Source organism: Variovorax sp. 10L426, assembly GCF_056395305.1.
Map to the genome: position 1 here is coordinate 15,364 of NZ_JBFTJF010000003.1, position 14,272 is coordinate 29,635.

Consider the following 14,272-nt stretch of genomic DNA (forward strand, 5'->3'; position numbering starts at 1 on the left):
TTCAATTCAACAAAGAGAGACACACATCATGAGAATCGCTGACTATTTCGACGGCGTAGCTGCGCAGTACCCCGATAACCTTGCCTTCGTCGATGGCGAGGCGCGTATCGATTTCGCGCAGGCCCAGAAGACTGCGCATGCGATCGCCCATGCCTTGACACGCGAGCGCAAGGCCGGTTCCGGCTGCCATGTGGCGATCTACAGCCCGAACGACTACCGGGTGACGTTGCTGCACCTGGGCATCAACCTGGCGGACATGGCGTGGCTGTCGGTGCACATCCGCAATACCGTGGAGACCAACGCCGAAGTCCTGGACTACTTCGACGCAAACATCGTCTTTTTCCACAGCTACTTTGAAAGCAGCGTGCCGCTCCTGAAGGCCAAGCTTTCGAAGGCCAAGCTGTACATCTGCATCGACCGTGCGTCCGAGCATGGCCAGTCCCTGGAGGAGTGGCTCGAGGGCTGCTGGTCTCCGTTTCGCAATGAGCAGGAAGATCCCGCGACAGTTGCGTTCCTTCAGCCGACTGGCGGCACCACCGGCCCGTCCAAGGGCGCGGTGCACTCGCATCGGACGCTCGAGATGATGGGCCTCGCGGTCTCGACGGAATTCGAAGTTACTTCCGAATCGCGCCACCTGGTCATTGCACCCTTGACGCATGCGGCCGGGTTGTTCGTGCTCGGATTTGCCATCAGGGGTTGCGCGACCATCATCTTGCCCGCATTCGATCCCGATGCCGTTCTCGGCTTGATCGAGAAGGAGCGGGTGACGCATCTGTTCCTGCCTCCCACGGCGGTCTATGCGCTCCTGGCCCACCCCCGCACGAAGACGACGGATTTCTCGTCCTTGAAGTGCTTCATCGTGGGCGCGGCGCCGATCGCGCCCGAGAAGTTCAAGGAGGCTGTGCGCGTGTTCGGGCCGGTCATGTTCGAAGGATTCGGTCAGACCGAAACCTTGATCCCGATCCTCGTGAAGCGCCCTTCGGACTACCTCCGCAGCGATGGCAGCTTCGACGAAGAAGCGGTGCGCGCGGCCGGCAAGCCCGTCCGTGTCGTGCGCGTCGGCATCATGGATCGGGAAGGCAATCTTCTGCCCGCCGGCGAACGCGGCGAGATCGTGGTGCGTTCGTCGATGACGATGCAGGGCTACTACAAGAGGCCCGAGGACACCGCCGAGGCGTCCACATTCGGCTGGCACCACACGAGCGACGTGGGGATCATCGATGAGCGCGGCTTCGTCACCATCGTCGATCGCATCAAGGACATGATCGTCTCAGGCGGCTTCAACATCTATCCGGTCGAGATCGAGAAGCTGATTCAGGGCCACCCCGCGGTGCTCGATTGCATCGTCGTCGGCGTGCCGGATGAGAAGTGGGGCGAGGCGGTCAAGGCGGTCGTCCAACTCAAGCCCGATCAAACGCTCGATGGGGCCGAGTTGATCGCACTGTGCAAGGACCAGTTGGGCAGCGCCAAAGCGCCGAAGTCGGTGGAGTTCTGGGAGACGCTGCCTCGAAGTGCTGTCGGCAAGTTGCTCAAGAAGGACGTCCGGCAGAAGTTCTGGGGCGACCAGTGGCGAGCGGTCTGATGCCGGAGTGCCCTGAACGCGAGGTCGATGCGACACCTACCCTGGGTGCGGCACGAGCCTGTGGCGATTCGAACTTCGGTGCGCGCACTGCTGGTGACGAGCGAGCTGATCAACGAATCAGGTGCGCGTGATCGACGCGCCGCCGTCTGCCAGCAGGGCCGCGCCCGTGACGAAAGCCGAGTCGTCCGACGCGAGATAAAGCAAGGTGCGCGCGATCTCCTGCGGTGTCGCGACGCGTTTGAGCGCATGCAGGTTCGTCACAAACGCAGTTTTCTCGGGCGTGTCGTTCATCGTCCGGTACATGTCGGTGTCGACCGCGCCGGGCAGGATCGCGTTGACGCGCACCGACTTCGGTCCGAACTCCGCCGCCAGCGTCTGCGTCAGCCCGATCAGGCCTGACTTGCTCGCGGCGTAGGCGGCGACACCCGGAAACGCGAAGGTGTAGCCAACGAACGTCGAGGTGAATATCACAGAGCCGCCACCGTTGAGCAGCATCTGACCGATCTGATGCTTCGCGCCCAGGAATGAGCCTGTGAGGTTGACCGCGAGCGTGTCGGCCCAGCCCGCTTCCGACACCTCGGTGCTGGGACCGGATTCGCCCAAGGTCCCCGCATTGTTGAAGGCAACGTCGAGTCGGCCGTGCCGCGATACGGCCAGGTCCACGAGACCTTTCGCGTAGCCTTCCTCCCGCACGTCACCCGGCAACGCGACAGCGGACCCGCCGGCCTGTGCGATCTCCGCCGCGAGCGCGCTGAGTTCGCACTCGCGCCGAGCGCCGAGAACAAGCTTGGCGCCTTCTCGCGCGGCAAGTTGCCGATGCCCATTCTCGCGATCGGTGGCGATCACTCGTACGGTGCATCGCTGGCCGCAGAGCTTCAAACGGTGGCCAGCAACGTGCGCAGCGCCGTCATCACGAACTCGGGACACTGGATCATGGAAGAGCAGCCCGATCAGGCGCTGGCACTGCTCGTCCCGTTCATCGTCTCCGCGCCGACGCCGGCTGCGCAGAAGCGACTCACATCGAGCGAGATCGATGCGTTGCCTACGCGCGTCGCGGGAGCGGGGACCTCGGGCCTGCCCGGCGTCTCGACGCGGGTTCTCTATGGCGATCCCGCGGCCCATGGGCTCTACAGCATCGAATTGTCGGTCCCGCCGAACACGGTGATCGAGGCCCACCGTCACCGGGATGACCGGACCGCCACGGTCGTTGCCGGGCTCTGGTACTTCGGGTATGGCCCCGCGAACGACCCGGCCGTCGTCAAGCCGTTGCCGGCAGGGAGCTTCTATACCGAGCCCGAGGGGGTCGCGCATTTCGCCCGAACCGGCGCGGAGGGTGCGGTTGTCGTCATCACAGGCTACGGGCCCTCGGACACCGACTACGTCAAATAGCGAAGACATTCCCGACGAAGACTGGCAGCGCTTCTTCGACGTCAACGTCCTGAGCGGCGTCCGACTCGCGCGCTTGGTGCTGCCCGAGATGAGGCGCGCCAACTGGGGGCGGATCATCTTCATCTCCAGCGAAAGCGCGGTGCAGATACCGACCGAAATGATCCACTACGGCACGACGAAGACTGCTCAACTCGCTGTATCGCGCGGGATCACCAGTGACCGCTCCGGAGCAGGCTGGTCCCCGACCTGCGGTTCGAGAAAGCGCCTTTTCGGCGCGTAGGTTCCGATCTTTCCGTCACAAGTGCTTGGTAAACCAATCGAGCGCCGCTTCGCTGCCTTCGTCGAAGCCACCGAAGTAGATGCCGTAGTGATCGATGCCGTCGATGACCTTGTAGTGGACCGGGGCAGACCCTCGCGCCTTCAGGACGTCATGCGCCTTGCCGCTGTTCTCCTTGATGTCGAACAATTCCTCGTCGCCCGCGTCCAGCATCAGCGTGGGAATCTCGAGTTTTCTCGCCTCTTCGATCGCGTTGTACTGAAGAAACCGTGCCAGGTGTGGTGTGCCTGCGAGTGGCGGATAGGCATCGATCCCTTGCGGAACCGGCGCGATCGTCCCCCTTGCAATATCAACCGCGCGCTGCCTGGCATGCACGAGCAGCGGCCCCTTGAGAACCGATGCGAGCGAAGCGACCTGAACCGCGATCACCTTGATGCGGTCGTCGTTTGCGGCGTGATGCACTGCGACGCCGCCGCCGAAGCTCGTGCCCCAGGCGCCGATGCGATCCGGATCCACATTGGGTTCTCCCTCGACGTAGTCGACTGCCGATCGATAGTTCTGCAGCCATTCGACAGGATCAACGACCTCGCGGATGACACGGACCTTGGCAACGCCCTCGTTCTTCTCGTCCAACTCCGGAGAGTCGCCGGCGAGGAGGACACTGCTTCCGGACGACGCCCACCCGTTGTAGGTAAAGCACAAGCTCACTATGCCAGCGGCTGCGAACTTCGCGGCATAGCGTTCGCAGGTCGATTTGTTACCGCCCCAGCCGTGTGACAGGACCACAGCCGGGACACGCTGATCGCCGCCGAGCCCTTTTGGCCGATAGATGTCGGCATCCAGCCCGACGCCGTTGCTCCAGATCTTCACGGTGGTGCGCTCGACCGTATCCGGCATCACCAGCTTGGGGTAGGCGAGTTCATTCGGCGACATGGGTCAGTCCACTTTGATGTCGTTCGTTCGGACAATCGATTGCCAGAGCCTGAGATCGGCCGTCACGATTTGCTCGAACTCGGCCGAACTCTTGGGTGGCGGGCTCGACAAGTTGAGTTGCTGCATTCGTGACCGAATCTCCGGATCGGCCAAGACCTTGATGATCTCGCGGTGGAGTCGGCTGACCACAGCGTCCGGCGTGCCCTTGGGCACGAAAACGCCATACCAGCCGTCTACCGCGAAATCGACGCCTTGCTCCTTGAACGTGGGTACGTCTGCAAGGCCCGGCGCGCGCGCGGTGCCGGAGTTGCCCAATGCCTTGATCTTCCCGGCCTTGACCAGTGGGACCGAACTCGCGGCATCGACGAACGCCACCTTGACGAGCCCGCCCGCCATGTCCTGGTAGATCTGGGGCATCGACTTGTACGGCACATGCGCAAGATCGAGCCCATATCGATTCTTCAGCCACTCCATGATCAGGTGGCCACTCGATCCGACGCCCCACGTCGCGTAGTTGATCTGGCCGGGATGGGCCTTCGCGTAGGCGATGAATTCAGGCAGGTTGGTGGCAGGAAAGTCAGCCGCCACCACAAGATTGACCCCGCCTGCGCCGACCTGCGCGACCGGGCTGAGCTTGTCGAGCACATGGACGGCCAGCGAAGGTTGCAGCGCCTGGTTGATCACCGTCGCGCTGGCGCCGCCGAACAGCACCGAATAGCCGTCCGCCTTGGACTTCGCCACTTCGGCGGTGGCCACGAGGCCGTTGGCGCCGACCTTGTTCTCCACGATGATCGGCTGCATCAGCGACTGCGACATGCTGTTGGCGATCAGGCGCAGCACTATGTCGCCACCGGTCCCGGCGGCTGTGCCGATCACCATGCGGATGGGGCGGGCGGGCCATGCTTCCTCCGCGCGTAACGGTGAGGTCATCGCCGCGCTTGCAAGGGCCGCCAGCACAAGAAGTCTTGCGAGTTGCATGATGTCTCCGTACTTGTGTGATTCGCGCTCAGGCCGCTTGGGCCAGCGGGCTCAGGGCGGCGATGCGCGCCGGATCGGCCGCAGCAGGTGCATGGCCATTGATGGTCACCCGATTTCCATGGCGGCGCTCCGGGAAGTAGTCCCACAACGCGTGGTGCTGCGTGCAGCGGTTGTCCCAGAACGCGATCGAGTTCTTCTCCCACCGAAAACGGCACTGGAACAGAGGATGCGCGAGATGGTCGTAGAGAAATCGAAGCAGTGCGTCGCTCTCTCCCCGGTTGAGTTGGGGAATGTGGGTGGTGAAGCCCTCGTTGACGAACAAGATCTTCCTCCCGGTTTCGGGATGCACGGTCACCACCGGATGCTCAGTGCGTGAATAGGCAATATCCACCGGCTTGACGCCAAGCCCGTTCAGCCACGGCTTGGCGCCATCGTGAATCGCAGTTAGGCCTTCAAGGAGCGCTTTCATGCCGGCCGACAAGGCGTCATAGGCGGCGTACATGCTTGCCCACAGCGTGTCGCCGCCGACCGGCGGGACTTCCGTCAGGTGGAGCATGCTGGCCATGGGCGGTGCCTGGTCGCAACTCACGTCGGTATGCCATCTCTCGCCGGTCGCGCGGGTGGAGTTGGCGTCCGCATGAACCACCAGCAACTCCGGGTGCTCCGGATGGCGACTGCGCTTGACCGGGTGCACGTGGAGGGAGCCGAACTGCTTGCCCAGGCTCATGTGCTGCTGCGGCGACAGCTGCTGGTCGCGGAAGAAAATCACCTGGTTGTCCCACAGGGCTTGCTTGATACGGGCCAAATCGCGGGGCGCCACAGGCTTGCTCAGGTCGACGCCGAACACTTCGGCTCCGATGGTCGGGGTGAGTTTGCGGACGGTCAGGTTGCTTTCGTGGATGGCATTCATTGCTTGTCTCCGATGGGTGTCGTTGGGTGATGCGATGACCGAAGTCTGGTCAACGCCGCTCGAAAACACCAATGAAAGCCTCGGCCGCACGCATTACTCTTTAGTTATGACGACCCGCCGCCCACGAGCGCCCGCACCGGTCAGCGCGCAGGCTTTTTTGCAGCGGCATCTCAAGCTGCGCCAACTTCGCCTACTGGTCTCACTCGACCAGCACCGGCACGTCGGCAGGGTCGCCGAGGCCATGCACCTCACGCAGCCTGCCGTGTCGAAGGCCTTGGCGGAACTCGAGCGCGGGCTCGGGATGGCACTTTTCACGCGGACGCCCCAAGGGCTGCTGCCGACGCCTGAAGGCGTCTGCCTGATCCGCCATGCGCAATCCGTCCATGAAGACCTCAACCGAGCGGCCCTGGCGCTGGACTCGATGGGTCAGCCCGAGGTCTGGCGGGTGGCATTGGGCGCTATGCATGGCACCACGCCGATGATCCTCGTGGCGTTCGAGCGCCTGCAACGACGGCGAACGCCAGCGGCAGCTTTCGACCTCACGGTGCAGGAGGGCTCTCCCGACCTGTTGCTGCCCCTGCTGCGCGCGGGAAAGCTGGACGTCGTGATGGGCGTGGCACCGGAGCGAAGTGCCGCAGCCGATCTGCAGGTCGTGCCGCTGTACGTCGACCCCATGGTGTGGATGGTGGCGCCCAGCCATCCACTGGCTCGCAAGGCCCGACTCACACTGCACGATCTTGCCGACACGATGTGGGTGCTGCCGCCGCGCGTGGCGCGGGTGCGTGCGGTGATCGACGCGGTGTTCCGCAAGCACAAGGTGCTCGTGCCGTCCAGGCTGGTGGAGACGGTGTCGTTCGACTCGCTGCTAGGCATGGTCTGCGATCACGGAGCGGTCGCGCTGTCATCGAGACGGCTTGCCCGCAGTGCCGAATCTCGCGGGCTCGTGCACGTGCTCGACGTCGACATGGCCGGCCTGGCCTTGCCGATTTCGGCGATGACCCTGGTGGAGCCGGAACCCGGTGCCTACGCGGTCGAATTCATCCAGTGTCTGGTGGAAGCTTCGGCGCAATAAATCGGGTCACGGTGCTGGACCGGGGAGGCCCGCCGGAGCACCGCCATGACTAAACAGTAATGCGCTTGGCCGTGGTTTTCATTGGTGTTTTCGAGCGGCGTTGTTCAGACTTCGGGCAACGCAACCAACGACACCCATTGGAGACACCAATGAAGCGACACATGACGTCCCCCTCTAACCGCCGCGCCCTCGGAGCTGCTCTGGCCGCAGCTTTCGCCAAGTATGTCTGCGGCTATTTCGGCGAGCTGCCGCTGCCGGTCGATGAGAACGTCAAGGACCGAATCATCGCCAACGGCTCCAAAGATGTGGCCCTGACGCCTCCCGTCATCGAACCGGTATTGCCCGGGTTGCGCCAGCGCTACAAGAACATTGGCGACGATGAACTGCTGCTGCGCAGTGAATCAAGGATCATCATGCGTAGTCTTAACAAGGTGAAGCTCTACGTAGGGCTCCTCGCAGCATTCCCCCTCGCGTTGGCCGGCTCGAACGCCGGGGCGCAGAGCACCTACCCCGCGCAGCCCATCAAAATGGTGGTCGGCTTTGCCCCTGGGAGTGCGACCGATGTGCTGGCTCGCGTCGTGGCGCAGGGCCTGTCGGAGCGATTGGGTCAACCGGTCGTCGTCGACAACAAGTCCGGGGCCGGAGGGAGTCTTGCAGCGGATGTCGTTGCGAAATCCAAACCCGATGGCTATACGCTGCTGTTCGTGTCGAGTGCGATCGCCGTCAATCCGGCCGTGTATCCGAAGCTCTCATTTGACGTCAACACGGATCTAACGCCCATTTCGCTCGTGGGGCGCGCGCCCGTCGTCCTGCTTGTAAACCAATCGGTCCGCGCGAAGAGCGTGAGCGAGCTTATTGCCGACGCAAAGGCCAAACCTGGCGCACTGAACTTTGGTTCGTCCGGCCAGGGTGGTGCCGCTCACATGGCCGCCGAGCTTTTCGGCATGACCGCAGGAGTGAAGCTGACGCATATTCCGTATCGCGGCAACAGTCAGGCCATCACTGCGCTTCTAGGAGGCGATGTCGACCTGATGATGGACACCCTCATCAACGCAATGCCTCAACTCAAATCACCGAAGATTCGGCCGGTGGCGATCACAGGTGATGCACGGTCGCCACTCGCACCGGACGTGCCCACCTTCCGAGAGATGGGATTGCCCCAGTTCGATGCCAGAGTCTTTTTCGGTGTGATGAGCCCGGCCAACATGCCAAGGACCGTGGTCGAGCGGATCAACAAGGAGATTGCCGCAACGCTGAAATCAAAGGACGTGGCGAAGCGGCTGTCGGAAGCGGGCGGACTGACGCTTGACGGAGGCAGCCCGGAAGAATTCCAGTCCACGCTTCGCAAGGAACTCGCGATGTGGAAAAAGGTCGCCGCGGATGCGAAGGTCGTCGCCGAGTGATGATGACGAATGTGCCCGAGCGTGTGCCTGAGCGCTCAGTAGTCGTCTCCCGGTCGATCAACAAACATCGGGCGACCGCTTTCGGGCGCTGAATCTTGCGATCTGAGCTTCTGCATCGGGCTCAGACTCCCACTTCGGTAGCGCGGAGAGCAGCCATTCGATGCTGCGATGGCACTTTCGCCCGAGGGCAAGCGATGAGCTATGTCTGCAGTACCTTAGGACCGGCTGTCGATGGCCCCCGAGCGCAACGCCCTCGGCCCGGTGCGCATCATGGTCACTCACCCCCCCCCTGGCTATACTCCGCCCGTCACGCCAAACTCGGCGTGATCGGGTTTGACAGCCCAGATAACACCTCTGCGACGAAAGCCGCAGTGACTCCGCAGGACCTGCGGCTTTTTCGTTCGCGCCTCCTTTTTAGGCGGCTCGGACGGGAGGGCTTCCGCCCTGCCGGTTCTCGCAAGGGGTGTCCGGTCTGTCAACCCGTTCGAGCTGCCGCCAACGTTCGCCCTGGTCAACGCAGAATTCGAGCGCCGCCTCCAACTCGTCAAAGCAACCATCGCTTCGATGCAATCGCCTTGAAAGGCGGCTCTGGCCTCCTCAGATATCCCTGTCCAACCCCTGCGCACGCAGCACCGCCTTCAGCCGCCGCACTTCATGCTCGAGGTCCAGGATCAGCGCAGCGGCATCGAGACTCACGCCGAAATCGCGCTCCAGTCTTCTCGCGTCAAGCGCGCATTGCAGATCGGTGCTTTGAAAGCGCCATTGCTCCGGCTTTTCGGCGGGCGCTTGCGATTCGATGATGCCGATCTCGACCAGTTGCACCACCCACTCGATCTCCGCGCCGCAGGCGTGGGCGAGTTCGGTGGCGGCGAGGGGATGCGAGGCGCTGAGCGCCGTGGTCGTGACAGAAACTGTGGCCATGGTCGTCACACTCCGAGATGGCGGCGCGGATCGAAGGGGGCCGCCTGTGCAAGTTGTTCGTAAGCCTTGCGGGCCGCGTCGGTGTCTGCGGGCGGCAGCGCAATCTCCAGCAGCAGGTAGAGATTTCCGGGCGGCTTGCCCGGCAGCCCGCGTTCCTTGAGCCGCAGCTTGAGGCCGTTGCGCGCGTTGCGCGGCACGGTGACCTCGACCACACCGCCGCCCGGTGTCGGCACCTGCACCTGGGCGCCGAGCGCGCCTTCGGTCGGCGTGATGGGCAGCGTCATGTAGAGGTCGCGGCCCTCGATGCGGTAGAGCGGGTGCGGCGCGATGCGCACTTCGAGGTAGAGGTCGCCCGCAGGCTCGCCGCCATGGCCGGGCATGCCCTGGCCGGCGAGGCGGATGTACTGTCCCGGATGGACGCCGGCCGGAATCTTCACGCTCAGCGTGCGCGTCTTCCATTCGGGCACGCCCTGCGCATTGATTTCCTGCGAGCGCAGGGTGATCTCACGTTCGGCGCCCTTGAGGGCATCTTCGAGCGCGATCTCGATCGCGGCGTGGTGGTCTTCGCCGCGCGCACGGTAGTTCCGGCGCTCGGCGCCGCGCCGCTCGGCCGCGCCGAACAGCGACGAGAAGAACTCGCTGAAGTCCGCATGATCGGCCGGGCCCGCGTGCGGACCGCGATGAAATTCGAAGCCTTCGTCCCAGTTCGGTGGCGGCTGGAAGCTGCCGTCGGGACTGCCGCCGCGCGCGACATGGTCGGCGAGCTGGTCGTAGGCGGCGCGTTTTTCCTTGTCGCGCAGCACGTCATTGGCCTCGTTGACGTCGCGCATCCGTGTCTCGGCGTCAGGCTCCTTGCTCACGTCGGGGTGGTACTTGCGCGCGAGCTTGCGGTAGGCCTTGCGGACCTCGTCTTCGGAGGCGCCGCGTTCGAGGCCGAGGATCTTGTAGTAGTCCTTGAAGTCCATGGTCGGTAGATTTCCTGAAGATCCGGGCGAGCGGGGGACGATCAGGCCACGGCCGCTCCGCCTTCCACCTGCTGCATGAGCGGTGTCATGCGCCAGGTGGTGCCGCTGCGCTCGAAACGCAAGGGCTGCGCGTTGCCGAGCACGCTCAGGTCGACGGGCACGCCGAGCAGTGCAGCGAGCGCATAGAGCGTGCCGCCGTGCGCGACCAGCAGCACCGGGCCGGGATGCGTCAGCGCGTGTTCGATGGCGGCGCGCGATCGATCGACGAATTCGGACAGCGTTTCTCCGCCCTCGGGTTCGCAGGCCCAATCAATGTGGAGGGACGAGGTGCCGATCAGCGCGCCGAAATTGCGCTCGCGCAGGCCTTCGAGCACCACGGGCGCGATGCCGTGCGGGGCCGATACCGTGTGCGCAGTGGTCAGCGCGCGATTCACGTTGCTGCTCAGGATGCTCCGGATCGATTCGCCAGCGAGCAATTCGGCGGCGCGCGCTGCCTGCTGCAGTCCCAGCGTGCTCAAGGGCTCGTCGACCGACTGGAAGATGCGCCGCGCATTGCATTCGGTCTGGCCATGGCGCAGGAAGTAGAAGTGGTCGCACGCCGGTGCGAGCGGTCGGGCGGCCGCGAGTGCGGCGAGTTGTCGGAGGCCTGCTGTCATCTCAAAGGAGCCATTCGATGGGGAGGATTTCGAGGAAGTTGATCCAACCGCGCTTGAGGGCATCCGCGCCTGGTTCGGTGGTGTAGGTGGTGGTCTTGCCTTCAGCGTCCTTGTCGGTCCATTCGATGCCGTGGCCGTCCGGCTGAAGGCGCACCAGGTAGGACTTGGCCGGAATGACCGACTCGAACTGCTTCGTCAGCATCTCGGCGAACTCGGGGCTCTCGATGATCACGCCCATCTCGGTGTTGAGCCGGGCGGAGCGCGGGTCGAGGTTGAAGGAGCCGACGAAGATGCGTTCGCGATCCACGGCGAAGGTCTTGGCGTGCAGGCTCGACGCTGAACTGCCGCCGCTGCCGCTGCCGCCGCTTCCCGGAAAGCCTCGGCGCTGATCGTCGCTCTTTTCAGGCGGAGGCACGGCCGAACCGGGCTTGAGCTCGTAGATCACTGCGCCGCTTTGCAGCAGATCCTTGCGGTACTTGGAATAGCCGGCATGCACGGGACTGACATCGGTGGCGGACAAGGAGTTGGTCAGGATGCGTACTTTCACGCCGTTCCGAGCCATGGTGGTCAAGGCTTTCGTGCCTTCCTTGCCGGGCACGAAGTAGGGCGACACCAAGTCGATCTCACGCTTCGGATTGCCGAGTGCCTGGATGAGCAGTGGCGCCATCTGGAGATCCTTGCGACTGCTGGACTCGAGCACCTTCGCGGGATCGTCGTGGAGCACATGTGCCGTCGTCCATCCGAAGCTCAAATGATGATCGTCCAGCTGACGCAGGAAAGGCGTCTTGCGTACGGCTTCCATGTAGCGAAGTGCCTCGGGGCTCTGGTGGACCTTGTCCCAGCCTTCGCGCAAGGTCGTGGCGCTGCCCGGCTGCGCGGGAGCGATCACGCTGGCGGCCGGATAGGCGGATGCGCTGTTCCAGAACAGGTCGAATTCGTTGGAGACTTCGCTCACCACGGGCCCGATGGCCAACACGTCGAGATCCTGGAATCCGACTTCCATGTTGGCGCCGAAATATTCGTCGCCGATATTGCGCCCGCCCACGATGGAGACCAGGTTGTCGGCGGTGAAGGACTTGTTGTGCATGCGCCGGTTGACGCGCGAGAAATCGAACATGAAGTCGCCGGCCCTGAAGCCGCGGTTCGCGAAGGGATTGAACAGCCTGATCTCGATATTGGGATGGGCGTCGAGGGCGGCCAGCGTCGGATCGAGACCGCCGGTGTTGGCATCGTCGAGCAGCAACCGCACGCGCACGCCGCGCTCGGCGGCTTGCCAGACGGCTTCCCAGAGCAGTTTCCCGGTGGTGTCGGCGTGCCAGATGTAGTACTGCAGGTCGAGGCTGCGTTCAGCGAGCCTGGCGAGGACGATGCGCGCCGCGAAGGCATCCTCGGCGTTGGAGAGCGGATGGATGCCGGACTTGCCCGGATTGGCGGCGACCAGTGGACGCACATCCTTGCCGAGGCGGGTGCCGGCGGTGTTCGTGATGGTGGTGGATGGAGTCCGCTCGACGTGTCCCGGCAAGCTGGCGCAGCCGGAAATGACAAGGCCGAGGACGAAGGCGACGAGTACGCGTGAGGCGATCATGGGCTCGGAGCGGTCCATCGAAGACGATGGGGCATTCTAGGCACGTCGCGCAGTGTTCAGAGCTTGGGGATGCGCAAGGTCTTGCTGATCATCAGCGTGCCGGAGAGGGCGAACAGCAGGCACAGCGGGTGCAGCACCCAAAGGCCGAGGGGCCAGGCGCCGCCCCAGATGGCGTCGCCGATACGGCCCTGCCAGGCTGCGAGCGCGAGCACGCCGACGAGGACGACGCTGGTGGGGATGGGCGTGCCCTCGAAATACTTGACCTTGTCGGCGCCTTCCGAAAGTGCTTCGGCGGTGACGTTGTAGCGCGCAAGACGGCTGACGCCGCAGCAGACGAAGTAGATGAGGATCACGCAGTCCCAGCCGCCATTGAGTCCCGCCGCGAAGGCAAGCGCGGCGGGCAGCACACCGAAGGAGATGATGTCCGCCAGCGAGTCGAGTTCACGCCCGAGCGCCGAATGCGTCTGCCGCCAGCGCGCGATGCGGCCGTCGAACACGTCGAAGATGAAGGCAGCCGGTGCAAGCGCGGCGGCCCAGAAGAAATGGGTGACGGACTGGCTCCCGATGTAGGCCATCGCGAGGAAGATGGCGCCGACGCCGCAGGCCGCATTGCCGAGCGTGAAGAAGTCGGCCAGATGGAATCCCCGGATCATCGAGAAATGCTTGCGGGGCGGGCGCTGGGTGGGGGTGGAGGTGGCCATTCTTTGAATCCTTGGGCGAGCTTTCGGCACACCTTAGCGCATGCGGCCGTGGGTGGGTGTAGGTTGCGGCTCCGTCGCTGCGTCCAACTCGTGCTGAATGCGCGCTCCCAGCGCCAGCAGCGTCGGCGCGAGTTCGCGCACGACCGCGACAAATGGCTCCGCCGTCGACACGCTCACATTCAAGGCATAGTGCGAGCCCCTGAACATCAGCGGCGTCGCAACCGCGACGACTTCGGGTTGCCACGCAGCGGCGCAGTAGCCGTGTTCGTCCACGCTACGGATTGCCGCTGCGAGCGCCGGCCCGAGTGCTGCCCATTGCGCACGGCGGACCCGACGGAAGTATGCGAGCAAGACCTTGCGCTGGTCCTCCGTCGCGCTCGCGAGATAGGCGCGGCCAAGGGAGGTCAGCTCCATCGGAACACGCTGGCCTGAAACGACGGTTCGCAGAGACGGCCGCCGGTTGTAGCGGATCGATTCGAGGTAGACCATTTCGTCTCGGTCGGGAGCGGCCAGCCCGACGTTGACTCGATGTGCCTGGGCGGCGACGCGCATGTGCGGCGCTGCAATGGCGAGCGCGGTGGAACCGCTGCGCATGGCGTGCGCCAGGCTGAGTACCGGAGGAGCCAGCCGATACGCCCTGGTCCTTGGTTCCACCTGCAGGTATCCCGATCCCACGAGCGTTTGTGTCAGGCGGCTCACCGTGGCGCGGGAAAGCCCGGTTCGCTCCGCAATGTCAGCGTTGCCCAGCAGCTCCGAGCCGGGACGGAACGCTCGCAGGATCTCGATGCCCCGCTCCAGAGACCTGTTCGCGGGGGATAGACCGGGCTTCCGAGCTCCGAGCGAGCGCGCATGTGTTGGCGAATTCATGAGATTCAGGTGCACCCCTGCAAGGCCGGACGA

At 64.1% G+C, this 14,272-nt stretch carries 14 protein-coding genes and 1 pseudogene; 5 read left to right on the plus strand and 10 right to left on the minus strand.

The genetic code is table 11. The annotated features are described in order from the left end of the window. Positions 1 to 28 precede the first annotated feature (28 nt). Positions 29 to 1,582: a class I adenylate-forming enzyme family protein gene (locus AC1DHL_RS04700; protein WP_478160983.1), complete on the plus strand. Its 1,554-nt coding sequence runs from the start codon at positions 29 to 31 to the stop codon at positions 1,580 to 1,582. A gap of 117 nt (positions 1,583 to 1,699) precedes the next feature. Here AC1DHL_RS04700 and AC1DHL_RS04705 read toward each other — a convergent pair whose 3' ends face one another. Continuing rightward, positions 1,700 to 2,428 carry an SDR family oxidoreductase gene (locus AC1DHL_RS04705; protein ID WP_478105280.1) on the minus strand — a complete coding sequence of 243 codons (729 nt, stop codon included), beginning with the start codon at positions 2,426 to 2,428 and terminating at the stop codon, positions 1,700 to 1,702. On the opposite strand from AC1DHL_RS04705, the gene AC1DHL_RS04710 reads away from it, so the two are divergent. Both AC1DHL_RS04710 and AC1DHL_RS04715 read left to right on the plus strand, forming a co-directional pair. After that, positions 2,399 to 2,971: a hypothetical protein gene (locus AC1DHL_RS04710; RefSeq protein WP_478160985.1), complete on the plus strand. Its 573-nt coding sequence runs from the start codon at positions 2,399 to 2,401 to the stop codon at positions 2,969 to 2,971. The two genes, AC1DHL_RS04705 and AC1DHL_RS04710, sit on opposite strands and share 30 nt — an antisense overlap. A 1-nt stretch (position 2,972) precedes the next feature. After that, a pseudogene (locus AC1DHL_RS04715) lies at positions 2,973 to 3,206 on the plus strand (SDR family oxidoreductase); the annotation flags it as partial. A 60-nt stretch (positions 3,207 to 3,266) separates the two neighbouring features. On the opposite strand, the gene AC1DHL_RS04720 reads toward AC1DHL_RS04715, so the two are convergent. Genes AC1DHL_RS04720 through AC1DHL_RS04730 form a run of 3 tightly spaced genes read right to left on the minus strand, consistent with a single transcriptional unit; the run spans position 3,267 to position 6,069 of the window. Continuing rightward, a complete protein-coding gene (locus tag AC1DHL_RS04720) occupies positions 3,267 to 4,181 on the minus strand; it encodes an alpha/beta hydrolase (protein ID WP_478160987.1) in 915 nt (304 codons plus the stop codon). Positions 4,182 to 4,184: 3 nt separating this feature from the next. Then, complete coding sequence (locus tag AC1DHL_RS04725) at positions 4,185 to 5,159, minus strand: Bug family tripartite tricarboxylate transporter substrate binding protein (RefSeq protein ID WP_478160989.1); 975 nt, start codon at positions 5,157 to 5,159, stop codon at positions 4,185 to 4,187. A gap of 28 nt (positions 5,160 to 5,187) precedes the next feature. Next, positions 5,188 to 6,069 carry a TauD/TfdA dioxygenase family protein gene (locus tag AC1DHL_RS04730; protein WP_478105272.1) on the minus strand — a complete coding sequence of 294 codons (882 nt, stop codon included), beginning with the start codon at positions 6,067 to 6,069 and terminating at the stop codon, positions 5,188 to 5,190. A 34-nt stretch (positions 6,070 to 6,103) separates the two neighbouring features. On the opposite strand from AC1DHL_RS04730, the gene AC1DHL_RS04735 reads away from it, so the two are divergent. Beyond that, entirely contained in the window at positions 6,104 to 7,141 is a 1,038-nt protein-coding gene (locus tag AC1DHL_RS04735; RefSeq protein ID WP_478105270.1) for a LysR family transcriptional regulator, read from the plus strand. A 149-nt stretch (positions 7,142 to 7,290) separates the two neighbouring features. Further along, complete coding sequence (locus AC1DHL_RS04740) at positions 7,291 to 8,544, plus strand: Bug family tripartite tricarboxylate transporter substrate binding protein (protein WP_478160991.1); 1,254 nt, start codon at positions 7,291 to 7,293, stop codon at positions 8,542 to 8,544. Positions 8,545 to 9,141: 597 nt separating this feature from the next. Here the strand turns inward: AC1DHL_RS04740 and AC1DHL_RS04745 are convergent. From AC1DHL_RS04745 to AC1DHL_RS04770, 6 genes are read right to left on the minus strand one after another with little or no spacing between them, the layout of a single operon-like run. After that, complete coding sequence (locus AC1DHL_RS04745) at positions 9,142 to 9,465, minus strand: chaperone modulator CbpM (protein WP_478105266.1); 324 nt, start codon at positions 9,463 to 9,465, stop codon at positions 9,142 to 9,144. A gap of 5 nt (positions 9,466 to 9,470) precedes the next feature. Continuing rightward, the gene (locus tag AC1DHL_RS04750) at positions 9,471 to 10,430 is read right to left on the minus strand and encodes a DnaJ C-terminal domain-containing protein (protein ID WP_478160993.1); all 960 of its coding nucleotides are present in this window, start codon (positions 10,428 to 10,430) and stop codon (positions 9,471 to 9,473) included. Positions 10,431 to 10,471: 41 nt separating this feature from the next. Further along, positions 10,472 to 11,086 (minus strand): histidine phosphatase family protein, encoded by a 615-nt coding sequence (locus AC1DHL_RS04755; protein ID WP_478105263.1) that lies wholly within the window; start codon positions 11,084 to 11,086, stop codon positions 10,472 to 10,474. 1 nt (position 11,087) lies between these two features. Next, entirely contained in the window at positions 11,088 to 12,671 is a 1,584-nt protein-coding gene (locus AC1DHL_RS04760) for a phospholipase D family protein (protein WP_478160995.1), read from the minus strand. A 56-nt stretch (positions 12,672 to 12,727) separates the two neighbouring features. Then, on the minus strand, positions 12,728 to 13,372 hold the full coding sequence (locus tag AC1DHL_RS04765) for a CDP-alcohol phosphatidyltransferase family protein (protein ID WP_478105259.1): 645 nt from the start codon (positions 13,370 to 13,372) through the stop codon (positions 12,728 to 12,730). A 33-nt stretch (positions 13,373 to 13,405) separates the two neighbouring features. Next, positions 13,406 to 14,239: an IclR family transcriptional regulator gene (locus tag AC1DHL_RS04770; protein WP_478160997.1), complete on the minus strand. Its 834-nt coding sequence runs from the start codon at positions 14,237 to 14,239 to the stop codon at positions 13,406 to 13,408. Positions 14,240 to 14,272: the final 33 nt, after the last annotated feature.

What these genes read in the sequence shown, in the direction of transcription:
- AC1DHL_RS04700 (WP_478160983.1), top strand. Translation starts at nt 29, where the DNA reads ATGAGAATCGCTGACTATTTCGACGGCGTAGCTGCGCAGTACCCCGAT.
- AC1DHL_RS04710 (WP_478160985.1), top strand. Translation starts at nt 2,399, where the DNA reads ATGCCCATTCTCGCGATCGGTGGCGATCACTCGTACGGTGCATCGCTG.
- AC1DHL_RS04720 (WP_478160987.1), bottom strand. Translation starts at nt 4,181, where the DNA reads ATGTCGCCGAATGAACTCGCCTACCCCAAGCTGGTGATGCCGGATACG.
- AC1DHL_RS04725 (WP_478160989.1), bottom strand. Translation starts at nt 5,159, where the DNA reads ATGCAACTCGCAAGACTTCTTGTGCTGGCGGCCCTTGCAAGCGCGGCG.
- AC1DHL_RS04730 (WP_478105272.1), bottom strand. Translation starts at nt 6,069, where the DNA reads ATGAATGCCATCCACGAAAGCAACCTGACCGTCCGCAAACTCACCCCG.
- AC1DHL_RS04735 (WP_478105270.1), top strand. Translation starts at nt 6,104, where the DNA reads ATGACCGAAGTCTGGTCAACGCCGCTCGAAAACACCAATGAAAGCCTC.
- AC1DHL_RS04740 (WP_478160991.1), top strand. Translation starts at nt 7,291, where the DNA reads ATGAAGCGACACATGACGTCCCCCTCTAACCGCCGCGCCCTCGGAGCT.
- AC1DHL_RS04745 (WP_478105266.1), bottom strand. Translation starts at nt 9,465, where the DNA reads ATGGCCACAGTTTCTGTCACGACCACGGCGCTCAGCGCCTCGCATCCC.
- AC1DHL_RS04750 (WP_478160993.1), bottom strand. Translation starts at nt 10,430, where the DNA reads ATGGACTTCAAGGACTACTACAAGATCCTCGGCCTCGAACGCGGCGCC.
- AC1DHL_RS04755 (WP_478105263.1), bottom strand. Translation starts at nt 11,086, where the DNA reads ATGACAGCAGGCCTCCGACAACTCGCCGCACTCGCGGCCGCCCGACCG.
- AC1DHL_RS04760 (WP_478160995.1), bottom strand. Translation starts at nt 12,671, where the DNA reads ATGATCGCCTCACGCGTACTCGTCGCCTTCGTCCTCGGCCTTGTCATT.
- AC1DHL_RS04765 (WP_478105259.1), bottom strand. Translation starts at nt 13,372, where the DNA reads ATGGCCACCTCCACCCCCACCCAGCGCCCGCCCCGCAAGCATTTCTCG.
- AC1DHL_RS04770 (WP_478160997.1), bottom strand. Translation starts at nt 14,239, where the DNA reads ATGAATTCGCCAACACATGCGCGCTCGCTCGGAGCTCGGAAGCCCGGT.